Genomic DNA, 19,500 nt, shown 5'->3' on the forward strand with positions numbered 1-19,500 from the left:
CCATGAGAATCGGATCTCTGGCAAAGGCCGTCGGAACGACACCGCGAACGGTGCGCCATTATCACCGGCTGGGCCTGCTCGACGAGCCGCGCCGTCTGTCCAACGGATATCGCGAATACACGATCGACGACGTGGTTCGTCTGATGAGAATCCGGTGGCTCGCCGACTGCGGGATGCCTCTCGGCGAGATAGCCGCCGCCCTCGGTGAGTCTCCGGCGGCCGAGACAGATGTGGTGGCTGATCTGAGGGCGCTGCTCGGCGGCATAGAACAGCAGCAGTCTGCGCTGGCGCGCAAACACGCACGCCTGTCGGCACTGCTGAACGACGCCGTCGAGCGTCGTCCGCTGACGGCCCTTCCGAGCGAGGTCGCCGACGCCATGAGTGCGCTGATCGACGCTTCCGCGGAGACGGACCGAGAAGCGTTGATCCGTGAACGTGATCTACTCGAGGTGATGGCGATATCGGGTGCCGTTCCAGCATCGTTCTTCGAGACGGTGACACTGACACTCGGCGACCACGACCTTCGCCAGCGATATCTCGGACTTCTACGCAGATTCAGCGCGCTCGAGGGCCGAGATCCGTCCGAGGCCGAGAGCGATATCGATTCGCTCGCCGCAGAACTGGAGTCGATGCTCGAGTTCGATTCCTTCGCCGCCGATACGTCCGATATTTCTGCGAACACCGATGAGATCAGTTCGCTGAGTATCGACGACATCGTGCCCGATCCGGCCCAGCGCACCGTAATCGTCCGCGCCACCGAACGTCTGCAGGCCGGCCTGCACCGACCGTCCGTAGGTATGCGATGACGGTCGACTTCTTTGTCCAAGTCGGTAGGTGGCGCGCATTGGCGCTGTGGACGCGCGGGCAGCATGCGCCGATCGCTCCGGACTCGACCGTGTTCACCGCAACCCACGGAACGCTCGGATTACCCGTCATGTTCGGAGCCGCGACCGTGAACGAGATGGTCGTTCTGCACCTGCTGATTCCGTGGCTATGGCTCGGTGCGCTGATTGCAGCCGTGTCGGTCGCGTCCCTGATTCTGCTCGCGACATCGGTCGCCCTGAGTCGGGCGCACCCCCACGTTCTCTCAACCGAAGCCCTCGTTCTGCGCATGTCCGGCACTGTCGTAGCGAGAGTGCATCGCGCGAGTATCTCGTCGGTCCGAATCCACCGTCGCTACGGCATCGTGTCGCCCGCTCTCGACGGAGGCCGGCTCGTCCTGCCGACCCAGGACGGCACCACGGTGGATATCGAACTGTCCACTGCCACAGAGGTTGTGGTTCCCGCACTATCGAAGCGATGGAAGATATCCGGTTTCGCGCACTCGTTCGGTGTTCAGGTGGACGATCCCGCCGCACTGGTTGCTGCGCTCACTCCCTCCACCTCGGCCACGGCAGTGGACCGGCGCAGCAAACGGGTTGCGAACAACAGGACCACCAGCGCGAGCACCGTGATACCGGATCCGGCCCAGATGGGCGAGGTGTAGCCGAGGCCGGCCGAGATCGTGACGCCGCCGAGCCACGCGCCCAGCGCATTTCCGAGGTTGAACGCGGCGATGTTCGCACCGGACGCCATCGTCGGGGCGTCGGGAGCAAACGACATCACCCGCATCTGCAGCCCCGGCACCGTCGCGAAACCGAAAGCGCCCATCAGGACGAGAGAGGCGACAGTGGCCGGTCGACTCTCTGCGGTGAGCGCGAAGATGACGAGAACGACAGTCAATGCGCCGAGCAGAGTCAGCAGCGTGGCGGTGAGGTTGCGGTCGGCGGCCCTGCCGCCTAGGTAATTTCCGATGAAGAGGCCTCCGCCGAACAGCACGAGCAGCCAGGGCACCGAGCTCGAGGCGAAACCGCTGACGTCGGTGAGAGTGAACGCGATGTAGGTGAACGCACCGAACATGCCGCCGAATCCGAGCACCGTCGTCACGATGGAGAGCCACACCTGGGTAGACCGGAACGCACGCATTTCGCGGCGCAGATCGCTCTCCTCACCGATGCCGGTTTCGCGAGGAACGAGGGCCGCAATGCCGATCAGTGCGACGATGCCGATCACCGTGATGGCCCAGAACGCCGATCGCCATCCGTAGCTCTGACCGAGGAACGTCCCGAACGGAACACCGAGAACGTTGGCGGCGGTGAGGCCGGCAAACATCATGGCAATCGCTCCCGCCTTCTTTGCAGGCTCGACAAGCCCTGCCGCGACCACGGCACCGATTCCGAAGAACGCTCCGTGGCACAGCGCTGCGACGACACGACCGAGCAGCATCGCGTCGTAGCTGCCCGAGAGTGCAGAAATCAGGTTTCCGGCGATGAACAGACACATCAGTGCGAGCAAGACGGTCTTTCGAGGAAACCGCGTCACCGCAGCGGTGACGACGAGCGCGCCGACAACCACGGACAGCGCATAGCCGGTGATGAGCCAGCCGGCAGTGGCTTCGGTGACCGAGAAGTCCGCCGCGACCTCCGGTAGTAAGCCCATGATGACGAATTCGGTCAAGCCGATGCCGAATCCCCCGATTGCGAGGGCGAGCAGGCCGAGTGGCATGTCGAATCTCCTGAGACGAGTGGCGAAGGTAATTATCTAGCGCTCGCGTGTAGTTGCATGCGCTGCACAAATAGTTGCACGCGCGTTCTATGTGCGCAAGACGGCCATGCACGCGAGCAACGTCGACGCTCCCGAACTGGGACGATTGCCATGAAGCAGACTCCGGGAAGTGCTTCACCGCCCGTACACGTATTGTTTGCCCGGTATCGCACATCCGACCGAGTAGTCGATCGACAGCCGGAGCCACTTCTCCTTCATGCATCTACACCCGACCGACAGTGACTCGGTCGATCTCTCGACACCGGTCCGGGACGCGTCGAATCCAACTCCCCGAGAGCAGAGTCGGGCACCCCAGCGGCGAGATCTCAACGGATTGCGCGGCGTCGCGATCGCACTCGTCGTCGTGTTCCACATCTGGATGGGTCGTGTATCGGGAGGCGTCGACGTCTTCCTGACGCTGTCCGGATTCTTCTTCACCGCATCTCTACTCCGATCGGCCCAAGCCGGTGCAAGCCTGAATCCGATCACCCGTATCAGGCGCGTGCTGCGCAGACTCGGTCCGCCGCTGCTGATCACGCTGCTCACAGTGGCTGTCGCATCGGTGTTCCTGCTCCCGCGCACCCGCTGGGCAGACCTGGGCGATCAACTCGTATCCGGTGTTTTCTACTACGTGAACTGGCAGCTGGCGACGACGGCGAACGACTATCTGGCGGCTGACCCCTCGGTAAGCCCCGTTCAACACCTGTGGTCGGTGGCCGTGCAGTTCCAGTTCTATCTGGTGGCCATCGCCGTCGTCTTCGGTCTCGCATGGGTCCGACGCATCGCCCGTCCCGAGGGACCACGAAGTCTTCGACCACGCACCTTCGCTGTGATCTTCGCGCTCATCGCCGTGCTGTCGTTCGCGTACGCGGCGGACGGTATTCGGCGACATCAGGCATGGAACTACTACGACACCGGCGCGCGACTCTGGGAGATCATGCTCGGTGCCGCACTCGCGGCGGTCTTCGCAGCGCGAAGCGACAGCACTGTCGCTGCGCGAACCGACGGCACCGTGGCTGCGGCCTCGCCCGGACGTACCCGATTGTCGTCGGCGGCACGCGGAGTCCTGGCCGTTGTCGGCATGACCGTCATCGTCGCGTGCGGTTTCGTCGTCGACGGAGTAACGGCGTTTCCCGGTCCCCTGGCCCTGATTCCAGTGCTCGCAACCCTGGCGTTGATCGTCGCCGGGTCCGAGACCGCCGTGGCGGCCACACTGTCGAACCGGTTTTTTGCGTGGGTCGGATCGATCGCATTTCCGCTGTATCTATGGCACTGGCCATTGCTGATCTTCTATCTGTCGGCGACCGGACGATCCCATGCAGACGCGCTCGGGGGTCTCGGTATCGTCGGAGCCTCGGTTGCACTCGCGTGGCTGACTGTGCGTCTGGTCGAGCGCCCTACACAGTCGAGCACGTTCACGCCGGGACGGATCGCGGTCACTGCCTGCGCTGGGATCGCCGCGGTCGTCGTCACGGCCGGTTCGATCGGATGGAACGTCCACATCGACCGGTCGATCACCGCGGTGCAGGCCGACGAATCGGTCGACGAACCGTCTCACCCGGGAGCACTGGAACTGACCGACGGGATTCGCGCCGAGCCGGCCGCCGTCCGTCCCCCGTTGTACTCGGCTCCCGAGGATCTCCCCGCCACCACCCTCGAAGGCTGCATTGCCGACTTCGAGACACGCGATGCGGTCTCGTGTAGCTACGGCGACCTCGAAGCGAACCGAACCATCGTGCTGGCGGGCAGTTCACACGCCGAGCACTGGGTGACGGCACTCGATACGCTCGGACTCCAGCACGGGTTCAAGGTCGTCACATTCCTCAAGATGGGCTGCCCGTTGAGCATCGACACGATGCCGATGCTCGGCCCCAACGAATACCCGGATTGCCTCGACTGGACGGAAACCGTGCTCGCCGAGGTCGCAGGCATGGAACCTGCTTACGTGTTCACCACCGCCACCCGCCCGCGGGAGGACTCCCCTGGCGACTACACCCCCACCTGGTACACCGCGGTGTGGCAGCAACTCGCTGCGGACGGCGTCGGAATACTCGGTGTTCGGGACACCCCGTGGCTTGCGTACCGGGCGATCGATTGTCTGGCCGACGGTGGCGACGCCACCTCGTGCGGCGTTGCCAGGGACGAAGCGCTCGACCCGGTCAATCCGGCGCTTGCGGCCTCGTTCAGGTTTCCCGGATTCTCCGCTCTCGACCTGTCCGATGCAGTCTGCGACACCGCCGTCTGCCGCGTCGAGCAGGGCAACGTACTCGTCTACCGTGACGAGCATCATCTCACCGCCACCTACGTGCGAACTCTGACCACCGAGCTGGGCCGACAGGTCGGATCGGCCACCGGTTGGTGGGCCGGACCGTGAGCCGAGCGGCTCGCGCTCGGTAAGCCTGGGCCCACCCGCCACAGTAGGGTTGATCCATGCTGCACGAAGCCTCCGACGACACGCCTGCCATCGCAGTATGGCCGGGATCCGCTTATCCGCTCGGCGCGACCTACGACGGAGCAGGAACCAATTTCGCACTGTTTTCCGAGGTCGCGGAGGCAGTGGATCTGTGCCTGATCGGAGAGGACGGCACCGAGACACGTATTCGTTTCGAGGAGTCCGACGGCTACGTCTGGCACGCATATCTGCCCACGGTGGTGCCGGGGCAGCGCTACGGCTACCGCGTTCACGGCCCGTGGGATCCGGCAGCCGGGCATCGCTGCGACCCGAGCAAGCTGCTCGTGGATCCGTACGGCAAGGCGTTCGAGGGATCGTTCGACGGCGACCGATCGCTGTTCTCGTACAACATGGACGCGCCGGCCCCCGAGCCCGAGGCCGAGGTGCAGATGGACGAGGCATCCGCGGATTCACTCGACTCCGAAGCCCCGTTCGAGGACGCCACCGATCTCGCCGATCCCGACGACGAGATCATCGAGGAAGCTCCCATCGCGCACGACGACGTGCCGAACAACGACTTCCCCCAGCATGATTCGCTCGGTCACACGATGACCACCGTCGTGATCAACCCCTTCTTCGACTGGCAGGCGGATCGCGCCCCCAAGCGCCCGTATCACGAGACCGTGATCTACGAGGCCCATGTCAAGGGCATGACGATCAACCATCCCGAGATTCCCGAGGCCGAGCGCGGCACCTACGCCGGGTTGGCGCATCCGGTGATCATCGACCACCTCAACCACCTCGGGGTCACGGCGATCGAGCTGATGCCGGTGCACCAGTTCATGCAGGATCAGGTTCTGCTGGACAAGGGACTGCGAAACTACTGGGGCTACAACACGTTCGGCTTCCTGGCCCCACACGCGGAGTATTCCTCACTGCAGTCCCCCGGTGCGGCGGTCACGGAATTCAAGGCCATGGTTCGTTCGTTCCACGCTGCGGGCATCGAGGTGATACTCGACGTGGTCTACAACCACACCGCCGAAGGCAACCACATGGGCCCGACCATCAGCTTCCGCGGCATCGACAACGCGGCGTACTACCGGCTCGTCGACGGCGATCTCGAGCATTACATGGATTACACCGGTACCGGCAACAGTCTCAACGCGCGACATCCGCACACGCTGCAGCTGATCATGGACTCGTTGCGCTACTGGGTGACCGAGATGCACGTGGACGGGTTCCGATTCGACCTCGCATCCACGTTGGCTCGTGAATTGCACGATGTCGATCGCCTCAGCGCATTCTTCGATCTGGTTCAACAGGATCCGGTAGTCAGCCAGGTGAAGCTGATCGCCGAGCCCTGGGACATCGGTGAGGGCGGTTACCAGGTCGGCAACTTCCCCGGGCTGTGGACGGAGTGGAACGGCAAGTACCGCGACACCGTGCGTGACTACTGGCGGGGGGAGCCCGCGACTCTGGGCGAGTTCGCGTCGAGGTTGACCGGATCCTCGGATCTGTACGAGTCCAACGGTCGTCGCCCCGGTGCCAGCATCAACTTCGTCATTGCCCATGACGGATTCACCCTCAACGATCTCGTGTCGTACAACGACAAGCACAACGAGGCCAACGGTGAAGGCAACAACGACGGCGAGAGTCACAACCGCTCGTGGAACTGCGGTGTGGAGGGACCGACGGACGATCCGGAAATTCTGGATCTTCGAGCCCGCCAGATCCGCAACATCATGGCGACCTTGCTGCTCAGCCAAGGCACGCCGATGATCGCGCACGGCGACGAGATGGCGCGAACTCAGCAGGGCAACAACAACGTGTACTGCCAGGACTCCGAACTGGCATGGATGGATTGGTCGTTGGCCGAGACCAACGCGGAACTGATCGAGTTCACTCGCAACGCCATCGCACTGCGGGCCGAGCACCCGGTATTCCGTCGTCGCCGGTTCTTCGAGGGCCGTCCGATCCGAACCGGTGAGCAGGCACGTGACATCGCCTGGCTGACCCCTGCAGGCGAAGAGATGACGCCCGAGGACTGGGACAGCGGCTTCGGCAAGTCGCTGACCGTGTTCCTCAACGGCGAAGGAATTCCGGAACCGAATCAGCGCGGTGAGCGAGTGGTGGACGACTCGTTCCTGTTGTGCTTCAACGCACATCACGAGGCACTCGAATTCGTGACCCCGGACGGGAACTACGCCAAGGAGTGGACGGTTGCCCTGGACACAGCAGCCCGAACGGGAGCGGGTGAGAAATCGATAGAAGCGGGTACACCGGTGGAAGTCACCGCTCGTTCCTTGCTCGTTCTACGAAAGACTGCCTGACACATGCCGCTGCCCACCAGTACATACCGGTTACAACTGCGGGGCGATGCCTTCACCCTGGCCGACGCCTCCGACGTGGTCGATTACCTCCACGATCTCGGGGTCACACACCTGTACCTTTCGCCGATCCTGACCGCGACCGACGGGTCGACTCACGGCTACGACGTCACCGACACCTCGACGGTCTCGCCCGCCCTGGGCGGTCGAGAAGCGTTGACGCAGTTGCACTCTCGTGCCGCAGAGCTGGGCATGGGGATAATCGTCGACATCGTCCCAAACCATGTCGGAGTGGAGGATCCGCGGCAGAACGCGTGGTGGTGGGACGTGCTGCGACGCGGCCGCGACTCCGAGTACGCGACGTACTTCGACATCGACTTCGGAGCCGACAACGGCGTCGACGGCAAGATCGCGATCCCCGTTCTCGGTAGCTCGAGCGACGTGGGTGAGCTGACCGTCGACCGCTCCGAGGAGCAGCCTCTGCTCGCGTTCTACGAGCACCGCTTTCCTATCGCAGACGGCACCGACGGCGACGACGCGCAGGCCGTACACGACCGTCAGGCCTACCGATTAGTGAGCTGGTCCGACGGGCTGATCGGATACCGACGGTTCTTCTCCGTGAACGGCCTGGCAGGAATCCGGCAAGAAGACCTCGACGTCTTCACCGACTCCCATCGTCAGGTGGCCGGCTGGATCGAGGACGGTCTGATCGACGGACTTCGCGTCGACCATCCCGACGGGCTGGCCGACCCTGCCGGTTACCTGACCGAACTGCGTGGACTGCTCGGTCCCGACCGCTGGCTGGTCATCGAGAAGATTCTGGCCGACGGTGAACCGCTGGACGAGTCGCTGCCCGTCGACGGTACGACCGGATACGACGCCCTGGCCGCTGTCGGCGGAGTGTTCGTCGACCCAGAGGGCGTGCATGCGCTCACCGCGCTGTCCCAGGTGCGCTCGGGCATCGCTTACGACGCCGAGACCTTGCACGAGACAGAGTTGGATCTCAAGACCGCCGTTGCGCGCGGCGACCTGTCACCCGAGGTGCGACGCCTCGCTCGGGCCGTGGTTCGAGAGTCCGGCACCACCGTCGAACTCGAGTCCGTCATCGACGCGATAGTTGCCGTCGTCGTGGCCGTCCCGGTCTACCGGACCGACTACGCCCCGCTCGCCGGTGTGCTGCCGGGCGTGATCGCTGCTGTCGGCGAGGAGCAGCCGGACCTGGCCGGCGGTCTGGGCGCACTGGCGACCGCCCTGGTCACTGGTGCAGAATCGCCGGTCCGATTCGATCAGGTCTGTGGTGCTGTGACCGCCAAAGGCGTCGAGGACTGCCTGTTCTATCGAGCCAACCGGCTCATCTCGCTGCAGGAAGTCGGCGGCGATCCCAGTCGCTTCGGTTGCAGCACTGCTTACTACCACCTGACCAATGCCGATCGGGCGCGACGCTGGCCGGCGGCGATGACCACCCTGTCGACTCACGACACCAAACGCGGCGAGGACGTGCGGGCGCGCATCGGCGTGCTGTCACAGACCCCCGAGTTGTGGGCTCGCTGCATCACCGACTGGGAAGAGCTGACCCCGAGCCCCGACGGAACAACGGGAATGTTCCTGTGGCAGAACCTTTTCGGTGTCTGGCCGGTCGACGGCGTGATCACCTCCACGTTCCGTGAGCGCGTTCATGCTTACGCGGAGAAGGCAATTCGCGAGGCCGCCCTCCGCACGACGTGGACTGCTCCGGACGAGGAGTTCGAGTCCGCGGTACACGGCTGGCTCGACGCCATCTTCGACGGTGCCGTCGCTCGCTCGATGACCATGCTGGTCGACAAGCTGGCTCCACACGGCCATTCCGACGCACTCGGGCAGAAGTTGTTGAACCTGGCCGGCCCCGGTATCCCCGACGTGTATCAGGGCACCGAGCTGTGGGAGGACTCGCTCGTCGACCCCGACAACCGCAGACCGGTCGATTACTCGGTCCGTCGGTCGATGCTCTCCGCGTCGAACACCGATGCGCTCTCGATCAGTACGGGTGCAGCCAAGCTGGCCGTGGTTCGCTCCGCGTTGCACGTGCGCCGCGAGCGGCCGGAGAGCTTCGTGGGCGGCACCTACGCGCCGATCGTCGCGGACGGATCTGCCGCCGAGCACCTCGTCGGATTCGCACGCGGCCCGGTTCCCGGAAACGCCGACGTGATCGCACTGGCGACCAGACTCTCGCTCGGCGTATCCGAAACGGGCTGGGGCGAGACGTCCGTGACGCTCCCCGACGGCCGATGGCGCGATCGAATCACAGACTCCGAACACACGGGCACCGTCTCGGTGGCCGAGCTGTTCGCCTCACTCCCGGTCGCACTTCTGGTGCGTCACAACGAAGAAGGGTCCGCGCAGTGACATCCTCGGCAGCGACTCGGACATTCGAGGTCTGGGCACCGTCCCCCGAGACGGTCCGATTGCAACTCGACGACACGGTGCATCCCATGCAGCGGTCCTCCGACGGGTGGTGGCGCGCCGACGTCGATGCCACCCCGAACTCTCGTTACGGCTTCCTGCTCGACGACGCAGACAAAGCTCTGCCCGATCCGCGGTCGCCGCGGCAGCCCGACGGAGTGCACGAGCTGTCCCAGGTGTTCGACGTCGATGCCACGCTGTGGACCGACGCGGCCTGGACCGGGCGTCAGCTACCGGGCTCGTCGATCTACGAACTGCACATCGGGACATTCACCGAGGAAGGCACCTTCGACGCGGCCATCGGCAAGCTCGATCACCTCGTCGATCTCGGCGTTACGTTCGTCGAGATCATGCCGGTCAACGGATTCAACGGCGTACACAACTGGGGATACGACGGCGTGCTCTGGTACACCGTGCACGAGGCGTACGGCGGCCCAGAAGGCATGCAGCGCTTGGTCGACGCCTGCCACCGCCACGGCATCGGCGTCGTCCTCGACGTGGTCTACAACCACCTCGGCCCGTCCGGCAACTACCTCGAACGCTTCGGCCCCTACATGACCGAAGGGGCCAACAGCTGGGGTCAGGCAATCAACTATGCCGACGCAGACTCGGGCGAGGTGCGGCGATACGCCCTCGACAACGCTCTTCGTTGGTTCTCCGAGTTCCACATCGACGCGTTACGTCTGGATGCAGTACACGCGATCGTCGACCACACAGCAGTGCATCTGCTCGAGCAGCTCTCGATCGAAACCCGAAAGCTGTCAGCACATCTCGGTCGTCCATTGACATTGATCGCCGAAAGCGACCTCAACGATCCTTCGCTGATCACCGCACGGTCGGGTGGCGGTTACGGACTCGACGCACAATGGGACGACGACATTCACCATTCGATCCACGCGGCCGTCTCCGGTGAACGGCAGGGCTACTACGGCGATTTCGGTTCCCTTCAGGGTTTGGCGACCACGTTGCGGCAGGGGTTCTTTCACGCCGGTACGTATTCGAGCTTCCGCGGCCGGGTCCACGGCCGCCCGCTGGATACGCGCCGAATTCCGGCCAGTTCGCTGGTGACCTATACGACAACTCACGATCAGGTCGGCAACCGCGCGATCGGCGATCGACCGGGTTTCTACCTCTCCCCCGGCCAGCTTGCGATCAAGGCCGCACTGGTGTTGACCTCGCCCTACACTCCCATGTTGTTCATGGGTGAAGAGTGGGGAGCGTCGACGCCGTTCCAGTTCTTCACCTCTCACCCGGAGCCCGAGCTCGGTAAGGCCACCGCCGAGGGCCGCAAGGCGGAATTCGCCGAACACGGTTGGGACAAGAGCGATATCCCGGACCCACAGGATCCCGAGACGTTCACCCGGTCGAAGCTGAACTGGTCGGAACTGGGCGACGGCGACCACGCACGACTGCTGGCCGTCTACCGCGATCTGCTGAGGCTGCGCCGCGACCGGACCGAACTGACCGACCCGTGGCTGGACCACGTGAAGGTGGACTACGACGAGGACGCGAAGTGGATCGTCATTCGCCGCAGCCGTCTCAGCGTGGTGTGCAACCTGTCGGAATCCGCTGTGACCGTGCCGGTCGGCGGCTCACCACTGCTCGAGTGGGAGCCCACGACATCGAACAAGACCGGCTCTGCCACAACGGTTCCCGGTCACTCCTTCGCTGTACTGGAGTCCTGACGCTGCCGTAGGTTGACCAGCACGAACACGGCGGTGATCGCCAGCACCACCGCGGTGGCGACGGCCGCGACATGCATGCCCGAGACGAAGGCAGCATGCGCGGAGTCCAGTAGAACCGTCGCCACCGAGTCCGGCTGTTCCCGGGCCACCGCGTCCGCGCCACCGAGCGTTTCGGCGGCTCTGGCACCGAGTTCGGGTGTGAGCAGCGAGGTATCGATCCCGCGGCGGAAGATCGCCATGACGACCGTGCCGAGAATTGCTACTCCCAGCGCGATCCCCAGCTCGTACGCGGTTTCCGACACCGCGGACGCAGCTCCGGCTCGCTCGGGTTCGACAGCACTGACCACAAGGTCCGAAGTCAGTGTGAGCGCGAATCCGACACCTGCACCCACCAGAACGAATCCGGCAATGAACAACGCCGGACTGGTGTCCGTTCCGAGACCGACCAGAATGCCTGCGCCCGCAGCAGCGGCGAACATGCCTGCACCGAGGACTGTGCCGACGGTGAAGTACCGAACGAGAACCGCGGCGAGCAGTGAGGTCACGATGCTGGCGGCCGTACCCGGTAGCAACAGCAGCCCGGCTTCGAGCGGACTGCTGCCCAGTACGAGCTGCAGGTACTGCGAACCGAAGAACAACACTCCGGCGAGTGCGAACACGGACAGGAAGTTCGTGGCCACACCCGTCGAGAACGCGCGATTGGCGAACAGCCGCAGATCGATCATCGGAGCGTCCAGAGTTCGCTGTCGTCGGACGAACAGCACACCTGCGATCACACCGACTACGGCAGACACCACGTAGGCCGGATGAAGACCGTATGCTGCGATCTCCTTGACCGCGAACACCATCGGGACGATCGCCAGCATCGACAGTGCCGAGCTGGGTAGGTCGAAACGGCCCGGGTTCGGATCCTTGAACTCGGGAATCACCAGCGGGCCGAGCGCAATGAGCACGAGCATCACGGGGATATTGATGAGAAACACCGATCCCCACCAGAAGTGCTCGAGCAACCAACCGCCCACGAGCGGACCGGCAGCGGCACCGCCACCGGCCATCGCGCCCCACACGCCGATCGCGGCAACTCGCTGCCGCGGGTTCAGGAAGATGGTCCGAATCAGGCCCAGCGTCGCCGGCATGAGCGTCGCGCCGGAAATGCCCTGCAACACTCGCGCTGCGATGAGCATCTCCGCGCTGGTCGAAACGGCCGCGATGAGCGAGGCGATACCGAAGCCTGCGGCACCGATCAACAGCAATCGGCGACGGCCGATTCGATCTCCGAGGGTGCCCATGGTGATGAGCAGGCCGGCCAGCACGAACGAGTAGACGTCGATGATCCACAGCAGTTGATTGCTCGTCGGTGCCAGATCCGCACTGATGAAGGGCAGCGCCAAATCGAGAACGGTGCCGTCTACAGCGATGAGCAACACGGCGAACGCCAAGACCACCAAACCCACCCAGTCCTTCGGGGTGGCTCGATGCTCGAATGCTTCCGTCGCCTCGTGCACCGAACCGGTGCGCATGTCACTCACTACGTCTCCTACGTTCTGCGCTCGGTGTGCCGGCCATGACCGGGTCCGTAGCGTCCACTCGCACCAACCGTCCAGCCGGTACAGTGAACGAGAGTACCCCGAACCGTCCAGCCGGTAAAGTGACTTACATGTCATCAGATACCCGCGACCGAATTCTTGATTCACTCGAGACGCTGCTCCTCGAGCACGGCATGACCAAAGTGACTCTGGACAGCGTCGCCGCAGCCGCCGGGGTATCGAAGGGCGGCTTGCTATATCACTTCAAGACCAAGGACGCCCTGGTTGCGGCCATGGTCCGGCGGCTCGCCGTTCAGGCCGATCAACAGCGCGCCGACGCCGCCGAGGGTGGCACCTCCGTGGCGGAATGGTATCTGCAGCCACCCGATCTCATCTCGGAGAAGGAAATCGCGCTGTATCGCTCCACACTGGCGGCGCTGCGCAGCGTCGACGGGAATGCGGGCGAGGTGCAAGACGCCGTCACCGACATGATGCAGCAGTGGGACGAGGGCTTACGCACGGAGATCGACGATCCGGTCCAGGCCGAAATCATCCGACTTGTCGGCGACGGGATCTACCTCGGTGCCGTACTCGATCTACCGGCCGTGGACCCCGACCTGCACAAACGCGTCGTCGACCGCCTGCTCGGTCGCTGACTCAGGTCAAGTAGCGGTACACCGGAGAACCCGGCTCCAGCTGCTCCACCTGCAGGTGCGATGACCTCATGCGCTCGAGAAGGGAAGAAAGGCCGTCAGCTGCGCCGAGTTGAATACCGACGAGCGCGGCACCCGTCTCCCGGTTGTTGCGCTTGACGTACTCGAACAACGTGATGTCGTCCTCGGGCCCGAGCACCTCGTCGAGAAAACGACGTAGAGCGCCGGGCTCCTGCGGAAAGTCCACCAGAAAGTAGTGCTTGAGGCCCAGGTGAACGAGCGATCGCTCGAGAATTTCGCCGTAGCGAGAGACGTCGTTGTTGCCGCCGGACACCAAACACACGACGGTGCTTCCCGGCGCGATGTCGAGATGCTCCAGCGCTGCAACAGCCAACGCGCCTGCAGGCTCGGCGATGACGCCCTCGTTCTGGTACAGCTCGAGCATCGCGGTGCAGACCGCGCCCTCGTCGATCTGGGTGATCAGAAATGCACCGGGGCCGGCACTGTCGAACACCGGAGCGGTGATCAGCGGCAACGAAGCATGGGACACCACGGTGGCGCCGAGGGACTGCAACGCTGCGTACGGCACATCGCCGATGCGGCGGACGGCAGCCCCGTCGACAAAAGGGTCGATCTCGGAGAGCGTCACCGGACCACCGGCGATCAGCGCGGCGGTCATGGACGCGGCACCGGACGGTTCGACACCCACCAGCGACGTCTGTGGTGCGCGCTCACGGAGGTAACTGGAGATGCCGGCGATGCATCCGCCTCCGCCGACGGGCATCACGACGACATCGGGTGCCCCGCCCAGTTGATCGATCATCTCGGCCGCGATGGTTCCCTGCCCGGCAACAGTTCGCGGATCGTCGAACGGCGGGACCATGGTGGCACCCGTGCGGGCGACATCCGCGGCTGCGGCAGCTGCCGCAGCATCGAACGTGTCGCCGATGACGATGAGCTCCACGAAGTCGCCGCCGTGCACTCGGATTCGGTCACGTTTCTGCTTGGGGGTGTTCGCTGGAACGTAGATGCGACCGTGCACCTGCATGGAGCGACACGCGAACGCCACTCCCTGAGCGTGGTTGCCCGCGCTCGCGGTGACCACGCCGACAGCCCGCTCCGCATCGGTCAGCTGGTCCATCAGGTTGTAGGCGCCACGAATCTTGTACGACCGCACGATCTGCAGGTCTTCGCGCTTGAGGTAGACCCTCGCACCGGTCTCCGCCGACAACCGCTCGCACAACTGCAGGGGTGTGGCAGCCACCACCGACGAAATTCGCACCGCAGCGGCATCGATATCGGCAGCGGTGACGGCTACCGACGATGGGTGCTGGGTGGCGAGGTCAGGGGATGAAGACACCCAGCACATGCTGCCACCAGCGTGGAACGGTCCCCCACTCGGGACCGGGTGAGCGCCGACCGGTGCTGATCTTCAGCGTGTGCCCACCGAATATTCGGATACCCAGCTGGACAGGTGGGCATCCGAATAACGAGTGGGCAGACGCGCGCGATACCGCCTTCAGACGCGCGCGAGAACGAAGACGGGAATCTCGCGATCGGTCTTCTTCTGGTAGTCCGCGTAATCGGGGTAGGCCGCGACCGAGCGTTCCCACCACACGGCCTTTTCGTCGCCGGTCACCTCGCGAGCGACGTAGTCGTGCTTCTCGGTTCCGTCCTGCAACTCGACGAGCGGCTCGGCTTTGACGTTGTGATACCAGACCGGATGCTTGGGGGCTCCGCCCAAAGAGGCCACGATGGCGTACTCGCCGTCGTGCTCGACCCTCATCAACGGCGACTTGCGCAGCTTGCCGCTCTTGTTCCCCTTGGTGGTCAGCAACACGACCGGCATCCCGTTCATCGTCGTGCCTTCGGTCCCGCCGGAGTTCTCGTAACGCTCGGCCTGCTCACGGGCCCAGTCGGATGAACTCGGTTCGTATTCTCCTGTCAATGGCATGACTTCGAGTGAACACCTCCCGGGCGCGTGACGCCACGAGATCGACGACATTGCCTGGTCCGACGGTCAAGTTCGGTGAACCGAATCTTTCGATGGGTATAGTCTGAACTTCACGCACCGGACACCCGAATCATCACCACACCGGGCGCAGCAGAGGAGAACGCGATGACCTTCACGAGCACCCGCATGAGCCATCGACCCACCGCCCTGCGCAGCGTCGACGTGGCAGGCATCGCGTGGCCGGTCTACAAACTCGAGGCCCTGGCGCTGGGTTCGTTCGTGTTCGTCGCAACACTCGTCCTCTCCGGCTCGCTGCACGCAGCGGTACTCGCCGGCGCTGCACTTGCCGTCGCGGCCTGGTGGACGCTGCGCCTCACCGAGCTACACCCGACGGCACCTGCGTCACCCGGTCAGGCAGCCGGGTCCCAGTAGCGCCTTCAGGTCTCCCATCAGCGCCGATGTCGGCGTGACGCGGAGGCTGTCGTCCAGCTTCATCGTGGTGATCTTGTCACCGCTGACCAACCGAAGGTGCACATCCGAGGTTCCCGGGTGGCTGGACAGGACTCGTTTGAGGGCTCCGACCTTGTCCGCCGTGCACAGCCGCGTCGGCAAACTGACCGCGAGCGGCTTGTCGATACCGATCGCCGAAAGATCGGGCACCGCAAGGTCGTTCGCGATCAAGGAGACCCGGTCGTCGCGCACCGACACCCGACCCTTGACGAGTACCACCGAGTCCTCGGTGACATCGGCACCGAACACCGAGTACGCCTGCGGGAAGAACAGCACCTCGATACCACCGGCCAGATCCTCGAGCTGAGCCGACGCCCACGTCAGACCGTTCTTGTTGATCCGACGGTTGACCGAAGCCAGAATTCCGCCGACGGTGACCTGAGTGCCGTCCTTGATGTCACCTTCGAGAATCGTCGGGATGTTGCAGTCGGACTTCGCGGCCAGCATGTGCTCGACGCCCAGGAGCGGGTGGCCGGAGACGTACAGGCCGAGCATCTCGCGTTCGAGAGCGAGCCGGTGCTTGGATTCCCATTCCTCGTCCGGCACCCGAACGTTGAACACCGCGGAGATGGACTCGTCGGCGTCCTCGCCGCCGAACAGATCGAACTGACCTATCGCCTCGGCCTTCTTGGTGCCCATCACTGCGTCGATCGCGTCGGCGTGAATGAGCATCAGGCCCTTGCGCGGATGGTCGAGCGAGTCGAAAGCGCCTGCCTTGATGAGAGATTCGGTGACCTTCTTGCTGCAGGCAATGGCGTCGATCTTGCCCAGGTAGTCCGAGAAATCGGTGTACTTCGACTTCTCCGATCGCGCCCTGATGATCGAGGCGACCACGTTGGTGCCCACGTTGCGCACCGCACCCAGGCCGAACCGAATGTCTTTGCCGACCGACGCGAAGTTCAGCTCGGATTCGTTGACGTCGGGAGGCAGCACGGTGATGCCGAGCTTGCGGCAGTCGGCAAGATAGATCGCGGCCTTGTCCTTGTCGTCGCCGACGCTGGTGAGCAGGCCGGCCATGTACTCGGCCGGGTAGTTCGCCTTGAGGTAGGCCGTCCAGTACGACACCAGGCCGTAGCCCGCCGAGTGCGACTTGTTGAACGCGTAACCGGCGAACGGCAGCACGGTGTCCCACAGGGCCTTGATGGCCGCCTCGGAGAAACCGTTGTCCAACATGCCCTGCCGGAACCCGGCGTACGCCTTCTCGAGCTCGGAGAGCTTCTTCTTACCCATGGCGCGACGCAGCAGGTCGGCTTGGCCGAGGGTGTACCCGGCGACCTTCTGCGCCAGCTGCATGATCTGCTCCTGGTAGACCACCAGGCCGTACGTCTCACCGAGAATCACCTTGAGTGGCTCTTCGAGCTCGGGGTGAATCGGCTTGACCTCTTGTCGACCGTTCTTGCGGTCGGCATAGTCGTTGTGCGAGTTCATGCCCATCGGACCCGGGCGGTACAGCGCGAGAACGGCGACGATGTCCTCGAAGCCGGTGGGCTGCATGCGGCGGAGCAGGTCTCGCATGGCACTTCCGTCGAGCTGGAAGACGCCGAGAGTGTCACCGCGCGACAGCAAGTCGAAGGTCGCAGGATCGTCGAGCGGCAGAGCGTCGAGGTCGATGTCGATTCCGCGGTTGGCCTTGATGTTGTCGATCGCGTCACCGATGACGGTGAGGTTGCGCAGGCCGAGGAAGTCCATCTTGAGCAGGCCGATGGCCTCGCACGACGGGTAGTCCCAGCCGGTGATGATCGCGCCGTCCTGCGCGCGCTTCCACACCGGAATGGCGTCGGTGAGCGGCTCGGAGGACATGATGACCGCGCAGGCGTGCACGCCCGCATTACGGATCAGGCCTTCGAGGCCCTTTGCCGTTTTGTAGATGGTCGCGACGTCGGGATTCGAGTCGATGAGCGCTCGGACCTCGACGGCTTCCTTGTAGCGCTCGTGCGCGGGGTCGGTGATGCCCGCCACCGAGATGTCCTTGGCCATGATGGGCGGCGGCAGCGCCTTGGTGATCTGATCGGCGATGCCGAAACCGGGCTGGCCGAACTGCACACGCGCGGAGTCCTTGATGGCGGCCTTGGTCTTGATGGTGCCGAACGTGATCACCTGGGCGACACGATCGCTGCCCCACTTCTCGGTGGCGTAGCGAACCATCTCGCCGCGGCGACGATCGTCGAAGTCGATATCGATATCGGGCATCGACACGCGCTCGGGGTTGAGGAATCGCTCGAACAGCAGACCGTGCGGCAGCGGGTCGATATTGGTGATGCCCATGGCGTACGCGACCAGCGATCCAGCGGCCGAGCCTCGGCCCGGCCCGACGCGAATGCCGACGGCCTTGGCGTGGTTGATCAGGTCGCCGACCACGAGGAAGTAGGCCGGGAAGCCCATCTCGAGGATGACCTTGATCTCGTACTCGGCCCGCGCGAGGTAGTCCTCGGCCGGGCCGTCGGGGAACCGACGCTCGAGCCCGGTCATGACCTCGTGACGCAACCAGGTGCCCTGTGTATGACCCTCGGGAACCGGGAAGATGGGCATCCGGTCTCGGTGCGCCCACACCTCGTCGTACGGCTGTACTCGCTCGGCGATGAGCAGCGTGCTGTCGCAGGCACCGGGCACCTGGTCGTCCCACAGTGCGCGCATCTCGGCGGCCGACTTGAGGTAGTAGCCGTCACCGTCGAACTTGAAGCGGGTGGGATCGCTCAGCGTCTTACCGGTCTGAATGCACAGCAGCGCCTCGTGGTTCTCGGCAGCGTCCTTGGTGACGTAGTGGCAGTCGTTGGTGGCCAGCGGCGGGATGGAGAGCTTTTTGCCGATGTCGAGCAGGCCCTCGCGGACACGTCGCTCGATGGACAGGCCGTGGTCCATCAGTTCGAGGAAGAAATTGTCCGGTCCCCAGATCTCCTGCCACTTGGCGGCAGCTTCGAGTGCCTCGCGCTCCTGACCGAGACGAAGCCGAGTCTGCACCTCCCCGGACGGGCATCCGGTGGTGGCGATGATGCCTTCCGCGTGCGAGGCGATGATCTCCTCGTCCATGCGCGCCCATTTGCCGAGCTGACCCTCGATCGAGGCGAGTGACGACAACTTGAACAGGTTCCGGACGCCGGTGGCGTTCTCGGCGACCATAGTCATGTGCGTGTACGCACCGCTACCGGAGACGTCGTCGGACTTCTGGCTCCGATCGCCCCACAGCACGCGCTTCTTGTTGAACCGCGACTCCGGGGCAATGTAGGCCTCGATACCGATGATCGGTTTGATACCGGCCTTCTTGGCCTCGTTGTAGAACTCGCTGGCCCCGTACATGTTGCCGTGGTCGGTCATCCCGACCGCCGTCATCTCCAACCGCGCCGCCTCGGCGAACATGGCCCCGATCTTGGCGGCACCGTCGAGCATCGAATATTCGGTGTGGTTGTGCAGATGAACGAACGAATCGGCCACGA

The 19,500-nt window shown here is 64.2% G+C and carries 12 protein-coding genes; 7 read left to right on the top strand and 5 right to left on the bottom strand.

What is annotated here, in order from left to right; genetic code table 11:
• Positions 1-2: 2 nt before the first annotated feature.
• Positions 3-806, top strand: coding sequence for a helix-turn-helix domain-containing protein (locus AC5WEY_RS23590; protein ID WP_495647762.1), 804 nt, complete (start codon positions 3-5; stop codon positions 804-806).
• A 529-nt stretch (positions 807-1,335) separates the two neighbouring features.
• Here AC5WEY_RS23590 and AC5WEY_RS23595 read toward each other — a convergent pair.
• Positions 1,336-2,544 (bottom strand): MFS transporter, encoded by a 1,209-nt coding sequence (locus AC5WEY_RS23595; RefSeq protein ID WP_495647763.1) that lies wholly within the window; start codon positions 2,542-2,544, stop codon positions 1,336-1,338.
• A gap of 256 nt (positions 2,545-2,800) precedes the next feature.
• Between AC5WEY_RS23595 and AC5WEY_RS23600 the strand changes: the two genes are divergently transcribed.
• The 4 genes from AC5WEY_RS23600 to treZ are packed head-to-tail and all read left to right on the top strand — an operon-like array spanning position 2,801 to position 11,426.
• Positions 2,801-4,957 (top strand): acyltransferase family protein, encoded by a 2,157-nt coding sequence (locus tag AC5WEY_RS23600; protein WP_495647764.1) that lies wholly within the window; start codon positions 2,801-2,803, stop codon positions 4,955-4,957.
• A 56-nt stretch (positions 4,958-5,013) separates the two neighbouring features.
• On the top strand, positions 5,014-7,305 hold the full coding sequence (glgX, locus tag AC5WEY_RS23605; RefSeq protein ID WP_057476135.1) for a glycogen debranching protein GlgX: 2,292 nt from the start codon (positions 5,014-5,016) through the stop codon (positions 7,303-7,305).
• 3 nt (positions 7,306-7,308) lie between these two features.
• Positions 7,309-9,684 (top strand): malto-oligosyltrehalose synthase, encoded by a 2,376-nt coding sequence (gene treY / locus AC5WEY_RS23610; protein WP_495647765.1) that lies wholly within the window; start codon positions 7,309-7,311, stop codon positions 9,682-9,684.
• Positions 9,681-11,426 (top strand): malto-oligosyltrehalose trehalohydrolase, encoded by a 1,746-nt coding sequence (gene treZ, locus AC5WEY_RS23615; protein ID WP_495647766.1) that lies wholly within the window; start codon positions 9,681-9,683, stop codon positions 11,424-11,426. Before treY ends, treZ begins: the two co-directional genes overlap by 4 nt.
• Here treZ and AC5WEY_RS23620 read toward each other — a convergent pair.
• A complete protein-coding gene (locus tag AC5WEY_RS23620) occupies positions 11,399-12,946 on the bottom strand; it encodes an MFS transporter (RefSeq protein ID WP_495647808.1) in 1,548 nt (515 codons plus the stop codon). The two genes, treZ and AC5WEY_RS23620, sit on opposite strands and share 28 nt — an antisense overlap.
• 137 nt (positions 12,947-13,083) lie before the next feature.
• On the opposite strand from AC5WEY_RS23620, the gene AC5WEY_RS23625 reads away from it, so the two are divergent.
• Complete coding sequence (locus AC5WEY_RS23625; protein WP_495647767.1) at positions 13,084-13,608, top strand: TetR/AcrR family transcriptional regulator; 525 nt, start codon at positions 13,084-13,086, stop codon at positions 13,606-13,608.
• A 1-nt stretch (position 13,609) separates the two neighbouring features.
• Here AC5WEY_RS23625 and ilvA read toward each other — a convergent pair whose 3' ends face one another.
• A complete protein-coding gene (gene ilvA / locus AC5WEY_RS23630) occupies positions 13,610-14,965 on the bottom strand; it encodes a threonine ammonia-lyase IlvA (protein WP_495647768.1) in 1,356 nt (451 codons plus the stop codon).
• Positions 14,966-15,124: 159 nt separating this feature from the next.
• On the bottom strand, positions 15,125-15,559 hold the full coding sequence (locus tag AC5WEY_RS23635; protein ID WP_032379532.1) for a nitroreductase family deazaflavin-dependent oxidoreductase: 435 nt from the start codon (positions 15,557-15,559) through the stop codon (positions 15,125-15,127).
• A gap of 165 nt (positions 15,560-15,724) precedes the next feature.
• On the opposite strand from AC5WEY_RS23635, the gene AC5WEY_RS23640 reads away from it, so the two are divergent.
• Positions 15,725-15,991: a hypothetical protein gene (locus AC5WEY_RS23640; protein ID WP_495647769.1), complete on the top strand. Its 267-nt coding sequence runs from the start codon at positions 15,725-15,727 to the stop codon at positions 15,989-15,991.
• Here AC5WEY_RS23640 and dnaE read toward each other — a convergent pair.
• Positions 15,962-19,498, bottom strand: coding sequence for a DNA polymerase III subunit alpha (gene dnaE, locus AC5WEY_RS23645; protein ID WP_057476131.1), 3,537 nt, complete (start codon positions 19,496-19,498; stop codon positions 15,962-15,964). The genes AC5WEY_RS23640 and dnaE overlap by 30 nt on opposite strands.
• Between the last annotated feature and the right edge of the window lie 2 nt (positions 19,499-19,500).

It is taken from the genome of Rhodococcoides sp. S146-33, assembly GCF_059489205.1.

What these genes read in the sequence shown, in the direction of transcription:
- AC5WEY_RS23620 (WP_495647808.1), bottom strand. Translation starts at nt 12,946, where the DNA reads ATGCGCACCGGTTCGGTGCACGAGGCGACGGAAGCATTCGAGCATCGA.
- AC5WEY_RS23600 (WP_495647764.1), top strand. Translation starts at nt 2,801, where the DNA reads ATGCATCTACACCCGACCGACAGTGACTCGGTCGATCTCTCGACACCG.
- AC5WEY_RS23590 (WP_495647762.1), top strand. Translation starts at nt 3, where the DNA reads ATGAGAATCGGATCTCTGGCAAAGGCCGTCGGAACGACACCGCGAACG.
- glgX (WP_057476135.1), top strand. Translation starts at nt 5,014, where the DNA reads ATGCTGCACGAAGCCTCCGACGACACGCCTGCCATCGCAGTATGGCCG.
- AC5WEY_RS23595 (WP_495647763.1), bottom strand. Translation starts at nt 2,544, where the DNA reads ATGCCACTCGGCCTGCTCGCCCTCGCAATCGGGGGATTCGGCATCGGC.
- AC5WEY_RS23625 (WP_495647767.1), top strand. Translation starts at nt 13,084, where the DNA reads ATGTCATCAGATACCCGCGACCGAATTCTTGATTCACTCGAGACGCTG.
- AC5WEY_RS23635 (WP_032379532.1), bottom strand. Translation starts at nt 15,559, where the DNA reads ATGCCATTGACAGGAGAATACGAACCGAGTTCATCCGACTGGGCCCGT.
- treY (WP_495647765.1), top strand. Translation starts at nt 7,309, where the DNA reads ATGCCGCTGCCCACCAGTACATACCGGTTACAACTGCGGGGCGATGCC.
- AC5WEY_RS23640 (WP_495647769.1), top strand. Translation starts at nt 15,725, where the DNA reads ATGACCTTCACGAGCACCCGCATGAGCCATCGACCCACCGCCCTGCGC.